Origin of the sequence: Legionella sp. PC997, assembly GCF_014109825.1 — a bacterium.
GTDB lineage: Bacteria > Pseudomonadota > Gammaproteobacteria > Legionellales > Legionellaceae > Legionella.
In genome coordinates, this window is the sequence record NZ_CP059576.1 from 1,361,747 (window position 1) to 1,385,000 (window position 23,254).

The window sequence follows — 23,254 nt, forward strand, 5'->3', positions numbered from 1 at the left end:
TTGGGATGAAATAATGAATCAATGCTTTTTTGCTGCAAAGTCACGATTATCTATGTCTGAAAACACATATGTTTATAGTGTTTTTTAATAATTGAGTAACTTCATATACTTCTATAGGCAAACTATAGAAAAAACCTTGTGCTTCATCACAATTGAGTTTTTTTAAAAAAGCAACTTTATCACTGGTATCAACTCCTTCAGCGATAACACGTAGCTTTAAACCGTGGGCCATAGCAATAATTGCTTCAACAATGGAAGCATCATTAGAACTATGAGTGCACTCTTGAACAAAAGATTGGTCAATTTTAAGTTTACTAACGGGAAATGTTTTTAAATAGCTTAAGCTTGAATAGCCTGTGCCAAAATCATCAATGGCCATCCCTATACCCATCCTTGAGAGGCTAAGTAATGTATTATTCAATTCGGGTGACTTTTTTATCAAAGCACTTTCGGTAAATTCAATCTCTAAATACTGAGGAGAAAGCCCCGTTTCTTCTAAAATAGCCTCAATCATCCTTACAAAGTTATCTTTTTTCAATTGTCGAGAAGAGACATTTACCGTTATAAAAATGGGTGGTAAGCCCAAATCTTGCCACACTTTATTCTGTCTACATGCAGTTCTAAATACCCACTCACCTAACTGGCAGATTAATCCATTATCTTCTGCAATAGGGATAAAGTCATGAGGGGGAATAAGGCCTAACTCAGGATGCTGCCAACGAAGTAGCGCTTCAACACCTATAAGAGCGCCTGAATTTAAATTATAGATCGGTTGATAAAGAATAAAAAACTCATTATTCTCCATAGCCTTATGTATTTGAGTCTGAATTTCAAGACGTTTCAAAGACTGTTCGTTAATAAAATTATTGTAAAATTGAAAATTATTACGGCCTTCTTTTTTAGCAAGATACATAGCCATATCTGCGTTTTTTAATAAAGAAGTTGTGTCAGCGCCATCTTTGGGGTAAGTACTAATTCCTATACTGGTTGTGACTATCACCTCGTGCGCAGACAATTTGATAGGTTGTACAACTTGATTTAATATTTTTTGAGCAATAAGGGTAATATCTTTGAAAGTAGGTGCCATAAAAACTAGCACAAACTCATCACCACCAAAGCGAGCCACAGTATCACTCTCTCGAATACACTCCTTTAAACGTTTTGCAACGACTTTTAATAAGCTATCTCCCGAATCATGACCTAAGTTATCATTAACTAGTTTAAAGTCATCAACATCTAAGAAGAATATCGCTAAAATCTGGTTTAACCGAGCAGCATAAGTGATGGCTTGCTCAATTCGAGCATATAATGAAGTGCGGTTAGGTAGTCCTGTCAAGGCATCGTGATTAGCTTGATAGGCTAATTTGTTTCGTATGGTTATATCTCTAAAGCTCCAAACTCGACCTATTATCTTGCCTTCCAGCCAATGAGGCTTGGAATACCGTTCATAAATTTTACCGTCCTTAAAATGTAATACATCAAAACTTTCTAATTCAGGCTTTTCATAAAGATATTTTATTTTTTCTATAAATTCGGTGGCATTGTTAAGCTGATTTGACACATAGTTAATTGCATCCTCATCATTATGAGTTGCAATGAATTTTATTGATATATTCCACATATCAAGGAATTTCTGATTATAATATTCGATAGCTCCCAAGCTATCGACAACTAAAATGCCATCTGCTGTTGATTCGAGCGTTGACTTAGTAAGTGCTAATAGTTTTTCAAGCTCATTAGTTCGCTTAGCAACTGTCTTTTCTAATACTGCTTTGATAGAGCTTAGGTCAATAATTTTAAATCGATACATAAGAGTTGATTTAAGTAATTGATTGGAGAAAGAGGAAACAACTACCATCACTCCGAGGTAAATAATGCCGCAAAATCCTAACATAAGATATAATTGTCCCTGCAAAAACATCCATATAATAAAAGGGACAAAAGCAGGAATAAGAAATAGAAGATATGTGGTTAATACAGGCGAATAAAGCAAATTTGCAGCCGCCGTAACGCCAATAATTAAAAATACGACAAATATTTGATGCAAAGCATCACTGCTTGGTATCAAAATAGAACTTGCAAACCCCCACGACAAACCTGAAAATAAAACACCTACATTGAATAAAATTAGAAAGTCTTGATTTCTAAGAAGATTATTTTTTATTTTATAAAGATAAAATAATCCTATTTTTAAAAAATCAGAGAAAATATAAGTGCATGTAAGCCATGAGATTAATAAGGTGGAATCAGTCACTTCACTTAACCCAAAATATAAAAAAGCGGCTGCTATTAATTCCGCTATTATTGCAAAAGGTGACAGATTATAAAGTAAGTTTATCTGCTCAGGTTTGATTTGCTTAATTAAACGAGCGGCATCTTTTGTAGCATTATATTGAAAAAAACTAATCATAAATTGGACTTATTCCATGTATCCTCAATTATTAAGATTATTATAGACTATAATTTTAACGCACCTGCGCAAGCGTGTGTCTTGACGGCTGTGAGCAGTCCAAGGGTGGGTGTTGTATGGTTAGCGGTTTCATGAGCTTGCATTGGGTAAAGAGCTTATCTTCCCATCTGAACCTGAGTTTTTCTATTGTATTAACTAAACCTAGATCCCAATTTATTTTTAATTCTGCAAAAAATAAAGAAATGGAATTTTATTCCATATTCAAGGAAATAATCATGAAGAACTTAAGATTATGGTTTCAAAAATTTTCATCGTTTATCAGCGAAATATCCGGAACTTTCGGAGCTTTTATTACTGCTATTCTGCTTATAATGATTTGGATAATTACGGGTCCTATTTTTAAATTTTCAGATACATGGCAGCTCGTGATCAACACAGGGACAACTATTATTACCTTTTTAATGGTTTTTTTAATTCAGCATACGCAAAATCGTGATAATAAAATTATAAATTTAAAGTTGGATGAGTTAATTAAATCTCATCCCCCAGCCGATAATAAGACCCTTGATTTAGAAAAATTGAGTGATGAACAGCTGAAATTTCTAGAAAAAAAATATAAAAAAATATGTGAAGAAATTTTACATAAATAATCTTCGAGTTCATGTCGAACGTACATAAACTAAAAAAAGATTTTCACTTATAAAGTTCTTAATGGGACTTCTTGGTAGAATTTATTTTTTTATTATTGTTTAAGTGCTCTATAAGGGCTTTATTAAACTCGGGAATATCATCAGGCTTTCTACTCGTAATTAAATTACCGTCTTTAACTACCGCTTCATCAACCCATATTCCACCTGCATTAATTAAATCAATTTTCACAGAAGGCCAAGAGGTAAGGCGTTTATATTTTACTGCCATAGCATTAATCAGAAGCCAGGGTCCGTGACAAATAGCAGCAATGGTTTTTTGTTGTATATTAATTTTTTTGGTAAATTCTACAGCCTCCGGCAAGGTACGTAATGTATCTGGATTCATAACACCTCCAGGTAGTACTAATGCATCGAAATCATTGGGATTAGCATTTTCTAAGAGGATATCTACTTCAAAAGAATCCCCTTTATCCGAATGATTCCAGCCTTGAACTTTTGATTTGTTTGAAATGAGAAAGGTTTGTGCTCCTTGAGCTTGTAATGCGTTCCTAGGTTCTACCATTTCCACTTGTTCAAAACCATCGGTCAACAAAATAGCAACTTTAAGTCCATTAAGTGAATTCATGATGATTTATCCTTAAAGTAATCAATTAATAAAGAATAGTATGCTGTATTATATTTGTAATTTAAGGTAAACATTAGCAATTAATCTTTTCGTTGCAAAGTTAAAATCCAAGTCTCTATCTCTTGAGCTTTGTCTGTTGGGGACTTATTTTTTTAGCATTTTTATGATCATTAACTTTTTTGCAAATATCTTCAGATGCTTCTTTTGTAACATCACAGATATTTTTAATATGTGTAACTTCGGGATGATCCTTCTGTTCATTTTTTTTCATTTAATACTCCCTTTTCTTTTATATTTTAATATTAGTAAATAATCGGGAAAGTTAAAGTGTTTTTAATATGGCTCTTACAAATTAATTTTTCTTTCGGTAAACCTTAAAATCAATCCCTTGGTGATTAGAACACTAACATTTTTTAATGATCTTTATGGTGAAATATTCGATGAAGTGAAGCTCACAATCAAATAATCTTAATTGGGAATTCGGCTATAATTTAATAATTCTAGTGGAATTAGAGCGCAATAATGTGATTCATAGATACAAGGAGGAAAGAAAATGAATAGAGAGCATCATGTTGTTCCTAATTCTCAGGGAGGTTGGGATATCAGTTTAACCCATAGTTCAAACAAGCTACACTTTAATACTAAAGAAGAGGCTGTGAATAAAGCTCGAGAGCTGAGTATTAAAGAACACACTGAGCTTGTGATTCATGATAAACAGGGAAAGATAGAAGCCAAGGATAGCCACGGTCACGATCCAAGAAATATTGAAGGATAAAATAGCTATCCAATTTGTCTGCTCTACATAACTTACAATAACTTGGTCTTCATCCATTATGTGTCTAAATACCTGTTTTGGTTGTTGTTTGTTTTGACCCATAAATGGTGCAACTAGTGTTAAGTCTTGAGAGTCCTTCTCAATAAATGTAGTTTGTAGAAAGAGTATTCCAATAGAAATCTACCCATTTCACAAGGAAATGGGTAGTATAAAATTATATTTTATCATTGGGGATATTGCGGGGAGGGACAGTCGTACTGACCTCAACTTCTTCTTTCTTACAGCGCATACCCAAACAAGCTCCAATGCAGCAAGAAAACGCGCCGACAAAAAAGAGAATGAAAAGAACCCAACCACTCCAAGCCAGATGTTTGGCTTGCACGGATACCCCCGGATTATTGTTGTTCTTTTCTCCAGCCACAACCTTATCCCCAACTACGGAATTAGTAACCTCTACTGGTGCGAACGAGGGGCTTAGAGCATTTTCATAAGAGGATATATAATTTGCTGTAGGGCCAATCAGCAAGATACTCAATATTAAAGCGAGGCTCCAAGTGATAAAACCATAAAGCACTCCACCATGACAATAACAATGATAAAATCGACCTACATATCCCGCTACAAATCCTGCAGCTCCCATTGCAGCAATTACCCCGATTAACAAACCAATAACCCCACCTATAGCGATTACTGCGGCTCCATTTGGAGAAGAGCTGTAAGCACTTAAGCCAATGGCCATGCCAAAAAGATTAAGTAAAAAACCAAGGCCAACTCCGACAAATGCGCCTGCTATAATTCCGGTCCAATTAATATGAGTTACTGTAGTTCTACAGCAATCTGACGTTTTTATTAATGTTTCGTTGTGCATGTTAATTTCCTTTTAAACATGAGAGATAAGCCAAATCAATAAAAGAATACTCACCGGTATACCTAATAACCATCCAATAATATAACCCATTGTTTTCTCCTTATGGTTTAAATATGTCCTAATTCAATTTTAGTTGAATTTTTATTTTTTTTCCTGGGACATACCCTCCTTTTTCCCAGATGAGGCGGTATGTTGAGGTGTATTTCGGGACTGACTATTTTTGGTTAAATTAGAATATGACGAAGAGGTCTTATTCTTTGAGTTGGAAGTGCTTTTAGTAGATGCTCTAGATGGGGCAGAACGAGATAGTTCTTTACCCATTGAAGAGGCATAAGATTGAGACTGTTTCATCATATCCTGGGTTTTTTCACGGGCTTCTTGAGAGATATTTTCCCACGAATGTTCCCAAATATTAAATAATTGGTGCATATAATCAAGACTTCGATGACTATTTTCTATAAAAATTTGCACACTTTTTTCTACCAAAACTTGTGGATTATTCATCTGAAAATCCTCAGGTTTTAAATAAGAAAATTTTGGAAATGTTTCATTATTTAATTCAGCGATTTGTTGTAAAGGCTGATTCAGTTTATTAAATGTATTCAATTTGAATTGTTGCATGATACGCTCCTTGTTGCATTGCACAATTTTATAATAGTTTATTATTTAGCAAAGTCAAAGAGAGGGTAACCCCTATATACCTAGGGGAAACAGTAGTAAAAGTAACATTTCCTATTATTTTTTATTTGCGAATTTTTTGCTTTCGATAAAGGATAAAATTACCTTCATTCCATAATCAACAAAGCTTAATTTATTTAAAGAAGCTGGGGCTTTGCTTTTTAGAATTTTAGAAAGGAGAAATTGAAACAGTCTAATTTTAAAATAATTTAATAAAAGTCGATATAACATAGTTTTTCTCAAAAAAGCAAAGACCATCGCAAGATGGTCTGTATAATACTTGTACTTTTAATATAGTATAGGATTTCCAATTCTTCAATCAAGTAATAAGGAGGAGTTAGATTGCTGAATAAAATACGGGTTATTAGTTTTTATTTTCTAGGTTTTTATTAATTTTCTCGAGTTCCTCTTGCATGCTCTTATTTTGAAAAAAATAAGCTCGTGTTTTCTCAAAACTCATGTTTTTTATGTTAAAGGAAAGATATCGAATTAAACCTAGTATTAATCCTATGTTTAAAAATATAATAAGAAAAAAAGCAAGAATAGGGCGATTAAAAATTAAAAAAAAGGAATATCCTATTAATATTGTAATTGATAACCATACTGTTATTAATACAATAAAAAGCATAAATATGGTTAACAATAATGGAACAATAGATAATCTGGCGAGTTGTGCCTCCAGGGAGAGTAAAGAATAAGCTGTTTTGTAAACAGATATTTTTGCATTGATAAGTTCTTTCAACTGTTTTAAAAATTCCATTTCACGCTCGTTGTAACTGTCTTAAATTATTTAAACATAGTCCACTGATTGTATTAATAAAAGCTAAAATTAAAAGTTTAAGGATTATCAGGATAGTTCTAGGAGTTTCCCTTTTTTTATCTAATATTTAAAATAACCTTGTCATCCCAGCGCCTATAAAATGTTCAAATCCTAAAAGCTTTCCTTTAATATGCTGATAAAACTCTATATCGAAGGTGGTTTTAGAATTAAAAAGATAAATTAATCCTGCTCCTCCAATTAACCCAAAGGATTGTTTTGAACTTGTTTTAGTTTGCCCAAATAATTCTAAATACGCATTAATTTTTTCTTTAAACGTATAACTAATTAGAAAATCAGGATTAAAACTTTCATAGTGTTGTCCACCTGAACTTTCAGGATCACTGAATTCACTAATACCCATCTGAACTTGCCAGGATAATTGATCATTTATTTCATGATACAGGATTCCATTAAAGGTACCTTCTAAATGCGGGCTACCAAAATTTTCATTTCCACTCGGTGGGGAGATTAGTCCTTCCCCTGTAATTACCCAATTTTTATTATAATAAACCCGATATTTTATCCCAAACCATGTAGGTGAAGTTCCTGAGAAAGGATAAATTGTCTGGTGGATATAATTCGTGGATTGATAACCCATTCAGATTCTTTTGACAAACCCATTCGAACACCTAATTCAGGAAAATTCACTTGGGTTCCTTCTCCAATTATTTGCTGGTTTTGAAAACCGCCTTCTACCAGTAATTTTTTTGCAGGGACGGTACAGGCGCTATCTGAAAAGGAAGGTCTATTAATTAAGCTAAGTAACATGCTTTTACCACGACACGGATCATCCTCGGCGAAAAGAGAAAACGAATAGAGAAGGAGCATAGTGCCCAATTTAAGATTTAATCCTTTATTCATAAGGTGAGCCGTTTAAAATAATATAATTTAATACCATACGAGTGTTAAATTTAAAATTAGGGTAAGCAAGAAAATATTGCGAGGTCTACAGTTAATACATCTAAATGTTCTACCATTGAGTAAGCTAGAACAATCTGCTTACCAGGTTGATTCAAACATATCCATTAAAGGTGAAACTTTGCAAATTGGGAACCATTTTCGAGAGCGAAGTGGTTCCAGTTAAGCGAAAGCAATATAGAGTTTAAAGATGGTGATGAAACAAATTTTTACTAGCCATTTACTATGACCCCTCCATTGGGGTGCAATATTTGTCCTGTCATATAAGAGGAATCTTCAGAGGCAAGGTATAAATATGCAGGAGCAATTTCATAAGGATGAGCAGCGCGTTTCATAGGCACTTGTTCTCCAAAATGACTCACTTCATCTGCTTCAAAACTAGAAGGAATTAACGGGGTCCATACAGGACCTGGTGCTACCCCATTTACTCGGATTCCTTTTTTAACTAAATTTTGCGAAAGAGACCGTGTAAATGCTACTAATGCTCCTTTCGTTGAAGCATAATCTATTAAGTGATCGTTTCCTTTATAAGCTGTCACCGAGGTGGTATTTATAATTCCAGAGCCCTTCTTTAAGTGAGGTAATAAAACTTTGGTCATATAAAAACAAGAAAAAAAGTTAGTTTTAAAAGTTCGTTCCATTTGTTCACAGCTAATTTCTTCTACACTATCTTGAGGATATTGGACCGCAATATTATTGATAAGAATATCAATCGTTCCACATTCTTTTATGCATAGTTTACCTAGTTCTTCGCAAGTGGAATATTCCTGTAAATCGCCATGATTTAACCAACATTTTTGTCCTATTTCTTCTATATTTTTTTTAGTCTGCTTCGCATCCTCATGTTCATCCAAATAATGAATAAAAATATCAGCTCCTTCTTGTGCAAATAAGCAGGCTACAGCCTTACCAATGCCACTATCTCCTCCTGTAATTAAAACTTTTTTTCCCTTTAGTTTATTACTTCCCTGATAGTTTGGAATGAGATAAATGGGGTCGGGATGCATTTTTTTTTCTACTCCCGGTTGCTTATTTTGATGTTGAGGGGGTCTTTGAAGCTTATTTTTGTTCATAATAAAATCCCTTTATATTTAACTTTATTAAGTCATTTAGAATTCATTTCTTAAGCAAATATAAGAAAAATTATTTCTATTGATAAAGATTAAGATTTATTTGGTCAATTTTGCCCAAATATATCCAATGCCTGCTGCAATTAAAACAGAGGTCATTGGTTTCTCCTTTATTTTCCAGGAGAGGTCATTAATGTGTTGTTCTAAAGATTGTTCCAATTCGCAAACTTTATTGAGACCTTCTTCTAATATTTGACAAGAAGCTTCTTCTAAATGGTCTTTTGCTGTAAATGATTTGTGTTGTTTGTAATCGTCCATAATTTATCTCCTTTAGCTAATATTCTCTAAATATAGTCGATTATTTAAATTTGATCTTATAAAAACCCTAATTAATACTAGGCATTTTCCTTAAATTGACTGGTAGTTTGAATTCAGCAACTATGGTAAAAGCTGTATATAACTATAAGGAACATAAAATGAACAATCAAATGGATAAAGATAAATTAAAACAACACCATACACTTGCAGCAGAACATCATAAAAAAGCTTCTGAACATCACAATGAAGCTGCGAAATACCATCAATCTGGAGATCATGAACAAGGCCATCACCATGCACATTTAGCTCGGGGTCACCATGAACATGCTCAGCATCATTCATCCGAAGCTGCAAAGCATTCAGTGGGTAAATAAGTACCTCTTTAACCGAACAAATTCTTTTTAATTAAGTACTTACACTCTTCATATTAGGAGAACATTGTGAATAAAGATATTTTTCAAGGAAAATGGGAAGAAATAAAGGGAAAAATGAAACAAACTTGGGGTAAATTAACTGATGATGACTTTAAAGAAATTGAAGGGGCTCATCAGGAAATTTACGGAAAATTACAAAAACATTATGGTTACTCAAAAGATGAGGCCAATAAAGCGGTAAAAGATTTCCAAGACCAATTTAAATAAGGGATTAACATGAAAAAATTAATTTTAGCTATTCTTATTTTATCATCCAATGTAGGTTTTTCTGCCACCGATATGAACACAAAGTGGATCTGTACTACTAATGCGAGCAGCAGCGATGTAGCAGCAGATAAGGCAGCCGATGATCAAATGGCGAATAAACAGGGTTCTGCAGCAGATTCGTTTGCTTTTGCAGCAAAAAACTGTAGAGATTGCACTAAAATCACCTGTGAACAACAATAACTAAAAGGTAGACTATGATTTTTTTAAAATTTTAGTCTACCCATTTAGGTTTTAAAAGAAGAATTTTATTTTATCCATTGGAAATTGAAATTCTCGATATTAGATTCGTTAGTCATGAAATAGGGTGGGGTACAAATCAAGCAAATAAAATTTAGCAGATTTTGTCGAGCTCACCCGTTACTGCCGTTAACTTGAGTCATTCGAGTTACATTTTTGAAGATTCTTAATAATCTCTTAATAAAATCCAAATATAATTTCGCCTGAATATTAATTATTCATCCCATTATACCCGTGTTAAGGATGAATGGAGGACAGGTAAACTTAGTTATTCTTAATCAATAAACTATGAACAATAAGCATTAGTTTTGTTGAGGAAGATATTTAAGTTAATCAGTCCACAGATATTATCCAGTGTCTTTATGTATTGTTAAGTATTCAATTTTAATTACCCATGCTCCGCATAAGGTTAGACTGTTTTTAATTTATAAATCCTCCCCGAATTACTCTTAGCTTACTTATTCGCATGAACATTTTGAACCTGTGATTCGGGTTATTTCTAATAAAAGAATAGAAAATACAGAGGTATTTAGAATGAAAAAATCTTTTTTCTCAGAACCTAATCAAGAAAAAAATAAAACGCATCATTTCTTACAACACTTTCCATGTTTCGAACTTTGGCGTTTTTTTGTTGAGCGCTCGAGATATGATGACAGACAATTTGCTTATGATTTGCTTATCAAGTCCCTCGAAGATATAAAAATTAATTTTCATGGAGCTTACAGAATCCTCAACCGAGAGGAAATTATGGAATATTTAGATACGGTTAAACTAAATGAACTATACCAGCTGGCAACTAGAGGATTCTCATTATTTAATTTAAGTTTACTGAATGTAATTATTCATTTTTTCAAGTTTGAGGAACAAGACCAACAATTACTTAAAGATTATATCGAAATGCGTAGAGCATGGACTGGTTTTGAACAATCCGAGCCGGGTTATTTGCTTGGTATGGCACATGGTTTTGCCTTTATTTTAAAAAAATTACATGAGCCTGATGCTTTTGATATAGAATTTATAAAGTCGCTTCATGCTACATGTACAGCGGGTGTCAAGAATCTATTTCTAATGGAAAGAGAAGGTGAATTCAGGAAAAGTTCGTTAGTTGGATGGACATTGAACTCGCAACAAAATACCTATGAAGGCATTTTTGAAATCCTACTCTACATGCAAACACCTGAGTGTAAAGGACTCTCGTTTATTGATAAGAGTGGTAAAGTTCTTGCTAGTACAAGGGATAAGAATTTTGATTCTAAAGAAAAAGCAGTATTAATTTGGAATATGCTCACGCAAGATCAGCCGATAAGCATCCGTTGCTTGGAAATGGATGAAAAAATTGTTGATGTGGAACGATACCTTAATGAAGTTTGCTATTCACATTTAATGACTTATAGGAAAGAGATTGGGGAGGCAAATTCAAAATATGAAAAATTAACCGCCATATTTAAATTTATAAAGTACACGGTTTTACATCACCCATTTTCTGATGGTGTTGGTCGTACATTTTCAATGCTTTTAACATTTTATTTATTGATGCTTAACAATTTATTACCGGTCATATTAAAAAATTCAAATAATATTCCAGGCTGGTCGGTTAAAGAGATGGTTGAAGAATATTTATCGCTTGAAAAGGAAATGAAAGAAGTTTTACGAAATCCCAGTTATCTTTCAAGTGATATTTTTGCACCCAATAACATCGATACAGTTGCTTACCTAAAACAACTTCCTGAGACTCCTCGAAGTCAATTTTATGAGGCAGTTGAAATTATGCAAAATGCGATACAACTATATAACTTAGAAAACCAATACAATACCCATACCTCTTCCCCTAGCGCGGGTATCAAATTGTAGGAAGGTTATAACGAAAGATAAGTAGGTATTCTGATAAGATAGCCACCGCTTAGTGGCTATCTTAGATAAAGGATTATTTTTTTAAGAGTCTAGAAATTAGAAATCCGATTCCACCCGCAATAAGCAAAGAGGTTAGGGGATTTTCTTTTACTTTTTGCAGTAATTCGTCTGCATACTCTTCTACATATTCTTCCATGTTATTAAATTGTTTCTTACTCTCTTCATACATATCTGACATTGAGTCTTTCATTTGTTCAGTTATTGATTCAGCCTTTTCTTGAGCGTTAGCGCTGAATTCATTCACTTTATTTTTCATTTCACTAGTCCTTTTGTTCATATCCATGTTTATTCTCCAATCATTTTAAATATTGCATTGCACTATATAAAGACTAGCCTGCTATATTTCTTTGTCAACTGATATAAGGAAAACCCTTTAATATTGAGACATACCAAAAGAGGCGAACTTTAGAACTATAATATAAATGTATTGTTTTAATAGTGAGCTTAACTGACGAAAAGGAGGTTGCTATGAGTAAAGGAGATAAATCAAGTTATACCGACAAGCAAAAACGTCAAGCTGAGCATATTGAAGACTCTTATGAGAAAAAAGGAGTTTCTAAAAAAGAAGCTGAAGAGCGAGCTTGGCGTACGGTAAATAAACAAGATGGGGGAGGTAAGAAAAAATAAGCCCCGAATGAGGTTTTAAATTATTTTAAGACCTCATTCGAATTTCTAGATTTAGGAATTACAATTTATCTAGACCCAATGATTGCTTTACATCCCAAAAATTTTTCCAGGGATCTTCTTTTAAATTTTTTAAACGAAGTAATAGGGCTCTCATATTAAACGTATTATCCTCCATTCGATCACTGAGTTCATCCCAAGAAAGAGGAGTAGCTATAGGGGCGTGAAGACGGGCTCGCGTAGAATAAGGTCCTATAGCTGTTGCAGTTTTTTGATTACGTAAATAATCAACAAATATTTTTCCTGAGCGTTTCGATTTTGTCATTTTACTAATATAATTTTGAGGTTTTATTTGTTCTAGGAATTGGACAAACACCTTCGTAAAGTTCTTTATTTCTTCCCAATCATATTCTGGTTTTATAGGAATCACCACATGTAGTCCTTTTCCGCCAGTACTTTTTACAAAAGACTGAAGATTATATTCCTCTAAGTATTTTCGGACTTCCCGCGCTCCTTCTACTACTTTTCTCCAAGGTACATCTGGAGCAGGATCTAAATCAAAAATTATTATGTCCGGTTGATCCAAATGGGAGATCGTACTTCCCCACGGATGGATTTCTAAAACTCCCATCTGTATAAGACTTAAAAGGCCTTGCCTATCATTTAAATAAATATATTTTTCTATTTCATCTTCATTTTTCATCTCTACCGGATGAAGAAATTTCGGGGTTCCCTTATTATAATGACGCTGATAAAAACAGGTTCCATAATCATCAGGACAGCGCACTAGGGTTAAAGGCCTTAAAGTGAGGTAAGGAAGCATATAATCACTTACAGCTTCATAGTAATCGTAAAGGTCTTGTTTTGTGATATTATCCTCGGGATAGAGAATTTTAGAAGGATGAGTTAATTTAACCATACTTTTCTTTGACGCTTTTGAAGATACTTCTTTTTTCTCTTCTTTTATCTCTTCCATAAGTATTTCCCGCTCTCTAGTCACTTCATTTGCTTTTTTATCAACACGCATTCCTTTAAAACTGGGATGACGTAAATGCCCATCTTGAGTCCATTCAGTAAACTCAATTTCAGCTACCAAAGTTGGCTTAACCCACGTTGCGGTGGTATGCCCGGGTGGATTTGTTGTAAATGGATTTTTTTGTGCTTTATGGTCTACGAGTTGGTTGTGAATCGTTTTCAAACTAGATTCGGTAAATCCAGTTCCTACGTTACCTGCATATTCGAGTTCGCCTTTATCATTAAAAACTCCTAAAAAGAGAGAACCGAAAAATTTACGTCCACCTTTTGGAGGAGTGTAGCCTCCAATTACAAATTCCTGACGCTTTAAGCATTTGATTTTTAACCAATCTTTAGAACGCTTTGATGTGTAAGTACTCTCAATACGTTTTGAAATGATTCCTTCTAAAGCATATTCACAGGAGTGTTCAAACATTAATTGGCCTTCGTTGACTATATGATCACTAAAGGTCAACGTTGAGGATTTAAAATTTAAAATATTTTTTAGAATAGATTTTCGTTCAATCAAAGGGAGATTTCTTAAGTCATATTGATCAAAATAAAGAATATCAAACAAAAAATATACGAAATTGCTATATTTTTTATTTTTTATTGAGTTTTGTAGTAATTGAAAATCTGATTTTCCTTCTTTATCTAAGAGAACAACCTCTCCATCCAAAATAATATTTTTATAGGGTAGTTCTTTGATTGCTTCGGTTATAGGAAGCAAGTCCTGTGTCCAATCTTTATTGTTTCGTGATTTTAATACAACATCATCCCCATTTTTAAATGCTAAAATTCTATAACCATCAAATTTAACCTCGTGAAGCCAGTTTTCTCCACTCGGTGGTGTATCGACTAAAGTTGCGAGTTGTGGAGGGATGAAGTCAGGAAAAGCTACCTTATGAAGCCCCTTAGGGAGTACAACGACAGGTGTTTGTGATTTAAGTTTAGTGTTTAGGGATTTTCTTTTTTTTGAACCGCCACTCTCCCAAACATCCTCTGCATTTTTAGCGATCTGTTCCATCGTTTGATTGGTTTTAATACTTTTATTTAATTTTTCAGTTATTTCATAGTCCGATTGATTTTTAGCGAATTCGTCGTCGTATTTGATTAAAAACCAATGTTTCTCATCCTTAAAGCGTATTAAATCCCATCGTCCTTTTAATTTTTCAGCATGTAATTCAAATCGCAAATGTCCTTTTTCATAAGCTAAGTAAGGATCGGGATCTAAAGGCTCCCAACTCCCTTTATCCCACAGCATTACGGTACCTCCACCATATTGACCTTTGGGAATAATACCTTCGAAATTGCCATATTCGATAGGATGATCTTCCACATGCATAGCCAATCGTTTCACTTTAGGATCCAGGCTTGGCCCTTTAGGTACAGCCCAACTTTTTAAAACGCCATGAAGTTCTAGACGAAAATCATAATGTAAATGGCTGGCAGCATGTTTTTGAATAATAAATAAATGAGAATCTTTAGGGTTTACTATACCCTTCGGTTCAGGAGTTTTAGAAAAATCCCTTTTCTTATGATATTGTCCTAGTCCCATTTGCTTCTCCCTAATAGATTCATGTCCTTTTGGATCGTTTTCTTATATTTTAGACTAGGGATATCCCATAATTTTATTTTTTTTTTAAAATAATAGAATTTAATTAAATACTTAAAAACAAGGAATTGCTATATTTTACTTTTTAGGTATGATTTATAAAAAAATCAAAGGACTGAAATGACTCGAGAAGAATTAACGGAGCTTATTTCTTTTTTGAAATTACATAATCTCAAATTAAGTACAGCTGAGTCTTGTACAGCGGGTTGTATCATACATTTATTAAGTAAAATCCCAAAGAGCGGTCAGGTTCTGGATACCGGTTTTGTTGTGTATTCGGAAGAAGCTAAATTAAAAATTCTAGGCGTAAAAAAGCAAACTATTGATAAGTTCAATCTGACCAGTGAGGAGGTTGCCCGAGAAATGGTGGAGGGCGCTCTGCAGTCGTCTTGTGGAAATATTGCTGTATCAACAACTGGTATTGCGGGTTCTAAACCCATTGACGGAATAACCCCTGGGACAATTTGTTTTGCGTGGTTAATAAATCAGGGGAATAAAAAGAGGATATTTTCAGAAACCGTTATATTTTCGGGATCAAAACCGAAAAAGCAAAAATTAGCTTCCTTATATGCTTTAGGAAAAATACCTTTTTATTTTAATAAACATATAAAGGATATGTCATGAAAGAATATCTTAAGAAAGTGCAACGATTTTTTCATCGATTAGGTCCTGGTCTAATCACTGGCATTTCGGATAATGATCCTTCTGGAATTGCAACTTGCGCTCAATCAGGAGCCAAATTCGGGTTTGGACAGTTATGGTCTGTTTTGCTTATGCTGCCATTGATGACCGCTATTCAAGAAATGTGTGCTCGCATCGGGGCTGCTAAAAATAAAGGGATAGCTTCTACGATTCAAAAATATTATGGGAATAAATTACTAATTCCTTTGGTTTTTTGTTTATTTATGGCCAATACAATAAATTTAGCCGCGGATTTAGGAGCAATGAGCGCGGCTCTTGGATTGCTTATTCCAGTCAATAATTACATTGCATTAGTTTTTTTTACCGTGATTATTGTCTTTGCAGTTATATATTTCAAATATACAATGTACGTGAAGATTTTAAAGTGGCTATGTCTCTTCATACTGGCTTATCCTATTTCACTTTTTATAGTAGAAACTCCTTGGCTCGAACTTCTAAATAATACGCTCATACCCCATATTACATTTTCAAGCGATTATTTTTTTATGTTAACTGCTTTGTTTGGCACTAGTATCTCTCCATATATGTTTTTTTGGGAATCGTCACAATTGGTTGAGGAAAATAAGAAAAGAAAAATTTCTAAATCTAATGGTTTGGTGCGAATTTCTGCTGTGAGAATGGATTCCTTAAGAAAAGATAATTTTTTTGGTATGTTTCTATCACAAATTTGTACTTGGGCAATAATTGCGGTTATTGGAATCACCTTACATGCTAATGGAATTGAAAATATTGAAACAGCAGCTGATGCTGCCAAAGCACTAGAGCCAGTAGTACATAGTTTTCCTCATGCTGGGTATGTTGCTAAGTTAATTTTTTCTCTAGGGATAATTGGACTAGGAATGCTAAGTATTCCAATATTAGCTACTTCCTCTTCTTATGCAATTTCAGGCTTATTGAACTGGAAAAATGGACTTTTTCATGACTTCGAGAATGCGAAATGTTTTTATGGGATCATTATTTTATCTTTTATAATAGGATTAATAATGAATTTCCTGCATGTAAATTTAATCCAAGGGTTAATAATTGCTGCGGTAATAAATTGCATCGTGGCCTTGCCGCTTATTTTTGTTATTATTCTCCTTTGTAATAATAAAAAAATCATGGGTAAGTATAAGAATGGATGGCTCTCTAACACCCTGGGATGGATGACGTTTTTGATGATGTTTTTTTCTGTCATGCTGATGTTTTATTCTTTTTTCTCTTCCTGATTCTCAATGCCAATTTGTCTAGTTTTAGGAAGATATTTCGAATATTTTTCTTGGAGTATATTAAAAAACTTTTCTCTGATTTCAGCTCGAAACTCGGAGATTTTATCCCCCTCAGTAGTGCTCACCTGAACGCGAATTTGAACTGAGTTCTGCTCTAATTTATTAATGAGTATTCGTTTAATATTTTTATCCCAATACGATGATTCATTTAAAAATTCATCCAGTTCTTTCCGTAAAACTGAAATAGGTAGCAAATAATCAATATAAAAATAAACGCTGGTTATTAAGCTATTTCCTTTACGGCCCAAACTTTCTACCTTATTTTCCAAAAAGTAACTGATCGGAATAATCAAACGATGATTATCTTTCATACGTAAAAGAACATTGGTTAAAGTAATTTCTTCGATAATGGCCCAATGTTTATCAATAAATAAAGTATCGCCGATTTTAAGTGAACCATTTAAAATAATCCAAAATCCTGAAAAGATAGCACTTAATGTTTTTTGACCTGCGAAACCGATAATGGCAGTTAAAAATCCAGCAGAAGCTAAAAGACTTACTCCCATATTACGTACATTACTAAAACTCATTAAAATAGCGGCGACTGCAATAAGACCAATAACAATAAATCCTATATTTTTCAATAAATGTATTTTTGTATATATTTCGGTTATCTGGATACGAGTTTCTAATGATAATGTGCTCATCTTTTGTGCATATATATCCTCTAGGGTGTTTAAAACCTGTATTCCAATCCAACTAATTGCCAAAATAAGAGTGATTGTAAAAATCTTATTGGTATATACCAGTTGTTTTAATGGAAGGAGCATGGAAAGTACAATATTGAGCCATACTAAAATAAAAATAATTTTTGCACTGCTTTTTATATTTTGTAATATTAATGCTAAGGAAGAGTCAGAAGCATTCAATTTTTGGGAGTAATACGTACAAGTAAACATGAGTAAATTATATAATGCTAGAAGAATTGCGGTAATGATAAGTAAATTAGCTGCTTTCTCACTAATAATTAAAACCAGGGACCAGCTCTGAAATGAGGGGTAAAAGCTCAGGTAGCTAGTGAATAAAAAAATTAAACTTAAAAATAAAAGAATGAGAGGCCATTTAATAGAGCGCCAAATTATTCGTTCTTTTAAGTTTTTCTTTATAATCGGCTTCATAGTTTCGCTTCCATGACGTCAATTTTTAAAAATTAAAAAAGAGATTTTATATAATTATAGGCTTTATAGATTAAGAAAAGGGCTGCACGTAATAGGTAAAAAAGTATTAAGAGATATATTAAGCTTAAAATAAAAGCAACTATGATAAGCAATCCATCTTTTTGAATAATCCCCATTGATATCATAATAATAGCCGAAGAAGAAAAAAAATCCACGTAAGGAATGGGTAACATAAGTAAAAGGCTTAATATAAATATGAATATCACAAAAAAAGGTCTAATGAAGGGTGACGTAAGAAATTTCGCTCTGTTTTTAATGTATTTTTCTAGAAATTCAATACATGGAATTATTTTTAAAATCCCCTCATTGATTTGGGGCGGGACTTTTTTTTCGCTTAATTTGGAAGGTAACCAAATTTTTTTGCGACTCGCTAATAACTGCAGACTAATCACGGCAATCATAAATCCGAAAAGGGCGGAAAATCCTGGAATAAAAGATAAAGGAGTAGCGGGAGGAATTGCTAATAATATGATTATAAAAAAATTATCTTTTTGATGAAATTTATTTAATAATTGTCTAAAGGAAATTTCCTTTTTTTTTCCAGTTGCTAATTTTTTTAAGCGAGTGGATATTTTCATTTAAAATCTTTAAGCATCATTTTAAATTTCCTTTTACTATAATATGGAAAAAGGCTTTTCGACTCATTAAATGCATCATTAACAAAGTATATTTGTTATTACTTTAAATTCAAATATGACGTTTATTATGGATGATAAATTAGATTCTAGTTCTATTTTTTATGGGGATGATTCAGTTCCGGGGATATCTCGTCTAAAAAAAGGGAATTCCTTTCTCTATTTTAATCCTGACGGTACGAAAATAACCAATAAAAAAACATTACAGAGAATTGCTTCTTTATCTATTCCACCTGCCTATACTAATGTGTGGATTTCTCCTTGTGAAAAGAGTCACATTCAGGCCACCGGACGAGATATAAAAGGAAAAAAACAATATTGTTATCATCCCCTGTGGCGAGTTATTAGGGATGAAAATAAATTCAAATCCCTAATCCCTTTTGGGAGAATGTTACCCATCATTCGTAAGAAAGTCGAAAGCGAATTAAATAAGCCAGTATCTATGAATAAAACCCAGACTATATGTGCCATCATATATCTTTTGGATAATTATTTTATAAGAATTGGGAATAAAATCCATGAAAAATTAAATAATTCTTATGGAATAACCACCCTAAGAAAAAAACATCTCGAATTAAGATCTACCCAGGCTATTTTGAATTTTAAAGGGAAAAATTCTCATCCCTGGCATGTAGTTTTAAAAGATAAAAAGCTCCTTAGAATTTTAAAAAAATGTGAATCTATTCCCGGTTATAGGTTATTTAAATATCTCGATGAAAATAATAATCCTATAGAAATTGGCTCGCAAGACGTTAACTTATTTTTGCAAAACCTAACCCAATTTAACTTTACAGCAAAGGAGTTTCGTACTTGGGCGGCTTGTAGGGAAGTGCTTTATCGATTATCTAAAATTAACTTTGATGCAGAACAATTAAAAAATATTATATTAGAAGTTGCAGACTTATTAGGTCATACACCCACTATTTGTAAAAAATGTTATATTTTGCCCGAGATAATTCATCAATGGGAAAAAAATAATCTAGGAGTTTGGATCAAAAAGCATTCTAGAATAAAAGAAAATAAAGATCGTTTATTACTTAAATGGTTAGAAGAGAATATAGAAAATATTAAATTTTAAAGGATCCTAGAATGGGGGGAAATTAAGAAGAATTACCTTTAATGCAATGGAGAAATTATATGCTTTCTTATATTTATTCGATAAACCAAGATGATGATTTAATCTATATTTTTATTCGAGCCATTTTATTATTAGTCTTTTGTACGCTTATTATACGATTTGGAAATAGACGTTTTAAATTAGATAACTCCTTTGATCTATTAGCTATTGTAATTTTAGGGGGGGTAATTAGTAGAGGAATAACGGGCTCAGCTACTCTAGTTTCTACATTAGTAGGAGTGGTAGGTATCGTAGTGGTCCATAAAACCCTAGCTATTCTTTGTCGAAAATACGCATTACTTGAGCATATTTTTAAAGGAAAACGCTACCTGCTTATTAAAGATGGTGTTCTTCAGCACAAAACATTAAATCAACTCAATATTACTAAAAAAGATGTAACAGAACAGATGCGGCAACAAATAAATCGTTCCTCTTATAAAAATGTTAGTGCTGCATATTTAGAAAGAACGGGTCATATTTCATTTGTGTTAAAAGATTAATTATTAAGGATAAACTTAATTGCGATGGTTCAAAATTGATCTAAAATTATAGAGGATGTATCAAATTCATTTTAAAAAGGAACTGATATGAATTTACTTCTATTTATAATATTAATTGTTATTCTTATAGGACTTTTACCCACATGGCCCTATAGTTCTGGATGGGGCTATTACCCCAGTGGTGGCGTTGGATTAATACTTCTTATTTTAATTATTGTTTTGCTAGCACGTGGGGGTTAACAAAAGGGCCTTTTGGCCCTTTTTTCTCTATTTGGCAAAAAATTATACATTTTCCCTCTCTGCTCCCTTTTTTATGTCCTATAATGTCTAATGAAAAACAAAAGGAGAGAAATTATGGATAATTTTAATATTGTAAGAACAGAGGATGTAAAGGGAAAAGAAGTAAAATCACCTGAATTAGAATCCTTGGGCGAAATTGAAGAAATTGTATTGGATAAATTTACTGGAGAAGCCAGATACGTCGTTTTATCCTTTGGTGGCTTTTTAGGCTTAGGTGAAAAATATTTCGCCTTTCCCTGGAAAAGTATCAGTTACAATGCTGATGAAGAATGTTTTATTTTAAATATAAATCAATCAAAATTGAAAAAAGAATATGGATTTGACAAGGATCACTGGCCTGATATGGCAACATGGCCAAAAACAATAGATACTTACTATAATTCATTAAGATAACAATTGAGAAAAATAAAAAGGCACTGGAGAGCAGTGCCTTTTTTATTAAGAGTGATAATTAATCTCCAACTGTAAAATTATACTATAATTTATAAAATAATGGATTGGAGAATAATGATATAAATAGAGACATCATAGTGATCCAATACCAAAAGTGGCGTATTGAAGGAGAGCCACATCAAAGGCAAGTACCATTGAATAAACGGTTGAGTATCATACTTAATAAATGGAATTTTAGAAAAGATAGTCATGGAAATGATCCACGAAGTTTTAGGGCTAATAAATAGTTCATACTTAAAAATGAGAAGGGGTAATAGCTTATAGAGTTAGAGCTAAACTAAATATTGTAGGCTTTTCGTGGTCCATCTTATTTTGAATGATTGGTTATTAGGAGTAAGAGAATGGCACGATCAATTTGGAAAGGCGATATTTCTTTTGGGCTTGTATCTATTCCTATTTCTTTGGTTTCTACTGAAGAAAATAATGAAATTCATTTTCATTTATTGAACTCAAAAACTAAGTCGCGAATAAAATATCAAAGAGTGGATGAGAATACAGGAAAAGAAGTCGCGTGGGAGGATATTGTTAAAGGATATGAATATGATAAGGGTAATTACCTTATCGTAAATGAAGAAGCATTTGAAAAAGCAAGCCCCGAATTATACAAAACAATAGACATCGAAGAATTTGTAGATTTAGATGAAATTGATAGTCTCTATTTTACTAAACCCTATTATTTAATCCCTGAAGGTAAAAATAAGAAGGCCTACGTTCTTCTTCGTGAAGCATTAAAAAAAACCAACAAAGTAGGGGTAGCTAAAACTATATTACGCACAAAAGAATATTTAAGTTTAATTCTTCCACATAAAAACAGTATATTGCTCTATTTAATTCATTTTCAAGATGAAATACGCTCAGAAGAAGAGTTAAATGTTCCTAAAGAAGAAATCAAAACATATAAAATTTCTGATAAAGAAATTAAGATGGCAATGGATTTAATAAAGGACATGTCCAATAAGTGGGAACCTGAAAAATATCATAATGAATACAGGGAAGTGTTACAAAAATGGCTCGATAAACAAACAGAAGCCCTTTTAAAATCAGGTAAAAAAGTTACTAAAGCTGTAAAAAGCCACGATTCAGTAGTAGATTTTGTATCACTTTTAAAAGAAAGTATGAAAAAGAAACCTGTGAAAACCAAAAAATCAGGATAAAAGAGGGTTTTTCAATAAAAATCCTATGAAAAACTCCCTTATACCTGATTACCTTTATTAATGTATTCTAGCTCGAGATTCATCTTTTTTCGCTACTTTTTTATAATGCATTTTCTTATTTTTATCCGTTTTTTTAATGGTTGTATGTTTTTTAGGGCGTTCTTTTTCTTGCAAAGAAAGCAATAAGTGTTGTTTTACATAATGCATCCGCTCTTTTATCTCATAAGCCTCTTCCTTGGATAAGACTTTTCGTGCATTTTCAAAAATAGTTCCTTCTTCTTCATCTACATGGTGTTCGACAATTTTCTTTAATTTATTCACTTGATTTACCCATGGGGAACCATATTCTTTTGAATGAAGAATCAGCTTAATTTGATTTTCAATTTCTTTATGTTCTTTCTTTCCATGAGTCGCATCCTCTTTAGTTAAATCATATTGTTTTAAAGCTTCATAGAAAGTTTCTTGCTCAGAATGGGCATGTATAAGCAGTTCCTGGGCAATTAAAGACATAATCTGCTTTCTACGTGCTGGAAGTTCAGATTCTTTAAATTGATCAAATAAATGAGCTACATGATCATGATCCATTTTTAAATATTCATAAATATCCATGCTAATTCTCCTATTTAAGGGGTCATTACCACTTTAATGCATCCTTTGTCCCTTGCATTAAAGGTTTCATAAGCATCAGGAGCATTTTTTAATTTGATACGATG

The 23,254-nt window shown here is 32.8% G+C and carries 30 protein-coding genes (1 of these 30 only partly in view); 14 read left to right on the forward strand and 16 right to left on the reverse strand.

Annotation, left to right across the window (positions count from 1 at the left end; genetic code table 11):
- Positions 1-46: 46 nt before the first annotated feature.
- Positions 47-2,410 carry a bifunctional diguanylate cyclase/phosphodiesterase gene (locus tag HBNCFIEN_RS05735; protein ID WP_182393107.1) on the reverse strand — a complete coding sequence of 788 codons (2,364 nt, stop codon included), beginning with the start codon at positions 2,408-2,410 and terminating at the stop codon, positions 47-49.
- Between the two features lie 275 nt (positions 2,411-2,685).
- On the opposite strand from HBNCFIEN_RS05735, the gene HBNCFIEN_RS05740 reads away from it, so the two are divergent.
- Positions 2,686-3,060, forward strand: a complete 375-nt coding sequence (locus tag HBNCFIEN_RS05740; protein WP_182393108.1) for a low affinity iron permease family protein — start codon at positions 2,686-2,688, stop codon at positions 3,058-3,060.
- 58 nt (positions 3,061-3,118) lie between these two features.
- Here the strand turns inward: HBNCFIEN_RS05740 and HBNCFIEN_RS05745 are convergent, their stop codons facing one another.
- Complete coding sequence (locus HBNCFIEN_RS05745) at positions 3,119-3,685, reverse strand: type 1 glutamine amidotransferase domain-containing protein (RefSeq protein WP_182393109.1); 567 nt, start codon at positions 3,683-3,685, stop codon at positions 3,119-3,121.
- A gap of 115 nt (positions 3,686-3,800) precedes the next feature.
- The gene (locus HBNCFIEN_RS05750) at positions 3,801-3,956 is read right to left on the reverse strand and encodes a hypothetical protein (protein WP_182393110.1); all 156 of its coding nucleotides are present in this window, start codon (positions 3,954-3,956) and stop codon (positions 3,801-3,803) included.
- Positions 3,957-4,238: 282 nt separating this feature from the next.
- Between HBNCFIEN_RS05750 and HBNCFIEN_RS05755 the strand changes: the two genes are divergently transcribed.
- On the forward strand, positions 4,239-4,460 hold the full coding sequence (locus HBNCFIEN_RS05755) for a DUF2188 domain-containing protein (protein ID WP_182393111.1): 222 nt from the start codon (positions 4,239-4,241) through the stop codon (positions 4,458-4,460).
- A 214-nt stretch (positions 4,461-4,674) separates the two neighbouring features.
- On the opposite strand, the gene HBNCFIEN_RS05760 is transcribed toward HBNCFIEN_RS05755, so the two are convergent.
- The 7 genes from HBNCFIEN_RS05760 to HBNCFIEN_RS05790 form a co-directional block, all read right to left on the reverse strand.
- Complete coding sequence (locus HBNCFIEN_RS05760) at positions 4,675-5,328, reverse strand: hypothetical protein (RefSeq protein WP_182393112.1); 654 nt, start codon at positions 5,326-5,328, stop codon at positions 4,675-4,677.
- 141 nt (positions 5,329-5,469) lie between these two features.
- Positions 5,470-5,949 carry a hypothetical protein gene (locus HBNCFIEN_RS05765; RefSeq protein ID WP_182393113.1) on the reverse strand — a complete coding sequence of 160 codons (480 nt, stop codon included), beginning with the start codon at positions 5,947-5,949 and terminating at the stop codon, positions 5,470-5,472.
- Positions 5,950-6,370: 421 nt separating this feature from the next.
- Positions 6,371-6,766 carry a hypothetical protein gene (locus HBNCFIEN_RS05770; protein ID WP_182393114.1) on the reverse strand — a complete coding sequence of 132 codons (396 nt, stop codon included), beginning with the start codon at positions 6,764-6,766 and terminating at the stop codon, positions 6,371-6,373.
- Positions 6,767-6,893: 127 nt separating this feature from the next.
- On the reverse strand, positions 6,894-7,424 hold the full coding sequence (locus tag HBNCFIEN_RS05775) for a transporter (protein ID WP_182393115.1): 531 nt from the start codon (positions 7,422-7,424) through the stop codon (positions 6,894-6,896).
- Positions 7,346-7,687, reverse strand: a complete 342-nt coding sequence (locus HBNCFIEN_RS05780; RefSeq protein WP_182393116.1) for a hypothetical protein — start codon at positions 7,685-7,687, stop codon at positions 7,346-7,348. The genes HBNCFIEN_RS05775 and HBNCFIEN_RS05780 overlap by 79 nt, the downstream gene beginning before the upstream one ends.
- A gap of 269 nt (positions 7,688-7,956) precedes the next feature.
- Complete coding sequence (locus tag HBNCFIEN_RS05785) at positions 7,957-8,817, reverse strand: SDR family oxidoreductase (protein WP_182393117.1); 861 nt, start codon at positions 8,815-8,817, stop codon at positions 7,957-7,959.
- A 96-nt stretch (positions 8,818-8,913) separates the two neighbouring features.
- The gene (locus HBNCFIEN_RS05790) at positions 8,914-9,132 is read right to left on the reverse strand and encodes a hypothetical protein (protein WP_182393118.1); all 219 of its coding nucleotides are present in this window, start codon (positions 9,130-9,132) and stop codon (positions 8,914-8,916) included.
- Positions 9,133-9,290: 158 nt separating this feature from the next.
- On the opposite strand from HBNCFIEN_RS05790, the gene HBNCFIEN_RS05795 reads away from it, so the two are divergent.
- The 4 genes from HBNCFIEN_RS05795 (at position 9,291) to HBNCFIEN_RS05810 (ending at position 11,921) form a co-directional block, all read left to right on the forward strand.
- Positions 9,291-9,506, forward strand: a complete 216-nt coding sequence (locus HBNCFIEN_RS05795) for a hypothetical protein (protein ID WP_182393119.1) — start codon at positions 9,291-9,293, stop codon at positions 9,504-9,506.
- A 66-nt stretch (positions 9,507-9,572) separates the two neighbouring features.
- Positions 9,573-9,773, forward strand: a complete 201-nt coding sequence (locus HBNCFIEN_RS05800; RefSeq protein WP_182393120.1) for a CsbD family protein — start codon at positions 9,573-9,575, stop codon at positions 9,771-9,773.
- A 9-nt stretch (positions 9,774-9,782) separates the two neighbouring features.
- A complete protein-coding gene (locus HBNCFIEN_RS05805) occupies positions 9,783-10,013 on the forward strand; it encodes a hypothetical protein (RefSeq protein WP_182393121.1) in 231 nt (76 codons plus the stop codon).
- Between the two features lie 591 nt (positions 10,014-10,604).
- The gene (locus tag HBNCFIEN_RS05810; RefSeq protein WP_182393122.1) at positions 10,605-11,921 is read left to right on the forward strand and encodes a hypothetical protein; all 1,317 of its coding nucleotides are present in this window, start codon (positions 10,605-10,607) and stop codon (positions 11,919-11,921) included.
- Between the two features lie 73 nt (positions 11,922-11,994).
- On the opposite strand, the gene HBNCFIEN_RS05815 is transcribed toward HBNCFIEN_RS05810, so the two are convergent.
- Positions 11,995-12,264, reverse strand: coding sequence for a YqjD family protein (locus HBNCFIEN_RS05815; RefSeq protein WP_182393123.1), 270 nt, complete (start codon positions 12,262-12,264; stop codon positions 11,995-11,997).
- A gap of 185 nt (positions 12,265-12,449) precedes the next feature.
- Between HBNCFIEN_RS05815 and HBNCFIEN_RS05820 the strand changes: the two genes are divergently transcribed.
- The gene (locus HBNCFIEN_RS05820; RefSeq protein WP_182393124.1) at positions 12,450-12,608 is read left to right on the forward strand and encodes a hypothetical protein; all 159 of its coding nucleotides are present in this window, start codon (positions 12,450-12,452) and stop codon (positions 12,606-12,608) included.
- Between the two features lie 58 nt (positions 12,609-12,666).
- On the opposite strand, the gene ligD is transcribed toward HBNCFIEN_RS05820, so the two are convergent.
- Positions 12,667-15,177, reverse strand: coding sequence for a DNA ligase D (ligD, locus tag HBNCFIEN_RS05825; protein ID WP_182393125.1), 2,511 nt, complete (start codon positions 15,175-15,177; stop codon positions 12,667-12,669).
- A 177-nt stretch (positions 15,178-15,354) separates the two neighbouring features.
- Here ligD and HBNCFIEN_RS05830 point away from each other — a divergent pair, with 177 nt between their 5' ends.
- Positions 15,355-15,858, forward strand: a complete 504-nt coding sequence (locus tag HBNCFIEN_RS05830) for a CinA family protein (RefSeq protein ID WP_182393126.1) — start codon at positions 15,355-15,357, stop codon at positions 15,856-15,858.
- The gene (locus HBNCFIEN_RS05835; RefSeq protein WP_182393127.1) at positions 15,855-17,144 is read left to right on the forward strand and encodes an NRAMP family divalent metal transporter; all 1,290 of its coding nucleotides are present in this window, start codon (positions 15,855-15,857) and stop codon (positions 17,142-17,144) included. The genes HBNCFIEN_RS05830 and HBNCFIEN_RS05835 overlap by 4 nt, the downstream gene beginning before the upstream one ends.
- Here the strand turns inward: HBNCFIEN_RS05835 and HBNCFIEN_RS05840 are convergent.
- Positions 17,123-18,322 carry a mechanosensitive ion channel family protein gene (locus tag HBNCFIEN_RS05840; RefSeq protein ID WP_182393128.1) on the reverse strand — a complete coding sequence of 400 codons (1,200 nt, stop codon included), beginning with the start codon at positions 18,320-18,322 and terminating at the stop codon, positions 17,123-17,125. The two genes, HBNCFIEN_RS05835 and HBNCFIEN_RS05840, sit on opposite strands and share 22 nt — an antisense overlap.
- A 32-nt stretch (positions 18,323-18,354) precedes the next feature.
- Entirely contained in the window at positions 18,355-18,960 is a 606-nt protein-coding gene (locus tag HBNCFIEN_RS05845) for an exopolysaccharide biosynthesis protein (RefSeq protein ID WP_182393129.1), read from the reverse strand.
- Between the two features lie 127 nt (positions 18,961-19,087).
- On the opposite strand from HBNCFIEN_RS05845, the gene HBNCFIEN_RS05850 reads away from it, so the two are divergent.
- The 5 genes from HBNCFIEN_RS05850 to HBNCFIEN_RS05870 all read left to right on the forward strand — a co-directional run bounded on the left by HBNCFIEN_RS05850 (position 19,088) and on the right by HBNCFIEN_RS05870 (position 22,541).
- Positions 19,088-20,095, forward strand: a complete 1,008-nt coding sequence (locus HBNCFIEN_RS05850) for a DNA topoisomerase IB (RefSeq protein ID WP_182393130.1) — start codon at positions 19,088-19,090, stop codon at positions 20,093-20,095.
- A gap of 59 nt (positions 20,096-20,154) precedes the next feature.
- Positions 20,155-20,634 carry a DUF421 domain-containing protein gene (locus HBNCFIEN_RS05855; protein WP_182393131.1) on the forward strand — a complete coding sequence of 160 codons (480 nt, stop codon included), beginning with the start codon at positions 20,155-20,157 and terminating at the stop codon, positions 20,632-20,634.
- A gap of 87 nt (positions 20,635-20,721) precedes the next feature.
- Positions 20,722-20,874 carry a DUF3309 family protein gene (locus HBNCFIEN_RS05860; protein ID WP_182393132.1) on the forward strand — a complete coding sequence of 51 codons (153 nt, stop codon included), beginning with the start codon at positions 20,722-20,724 and terminating at the stop codon, positions 20,872-20,874.
- A gap of 114 nt (positions 20,875-20,988) precedes the next feature.
- Positions 20,989-21,327: a PRC-barrel domain-containing protein gene (locus HBNCFIEN_RS05865; protein WP_182393133.1), complete on the forward strand. Its 339-nt coding sequence runs from the start codon at positions 20,989-20,991 to the stop codon at positions 21,325-21,327.
- Between the two features lie 401 nt (positions 21,328-21,728).
- Complete coding sequence (locus tag HBNCFIEN_RS05870) at positions 21,729-22,541, forward strand: Ku protein (RefSeq protein ID WP_182393134.1); 813 nt, start codon at positions 21,729-21,731, stop codon at positions 22,539-22,541.
- A gap of 57 nt (positions 22,542-22,598) precedes the next feature.
- Here the strand turns inward: HBNCFIEN_RS05870 and HBNCFIEN_RS05875 are convergent, their stop codons facing one another.
- Positions 22,599-23,150, reverse strand: coding sequence for a hemerythrin domain-containing protein (locus HBNCFIEN_RS05875; protein WP_182393135.1), 552 nt, complete (start codon positions 23,148-23,150; stop codon positions 22,599-22,601).
- Positions 23,151-23,164: 14 nt separating this feature from the next.
- Positions 23,165-23,254, reverse strand: the 3' end of a protein-coding gene (locus tag HBNCFIEN_RS05880; RefSeq protein WP_182393136.1) for a zinc-dependent alcohol dehydrogenase. Its footprint extends 1,083 nt past the window's final position; 90 of the gene's 1,173 nt are visible here — the last part of the coding sequence; the start codon falls outside the window, past its right edge; it ends in the stop codon at positions 23,165-23,167.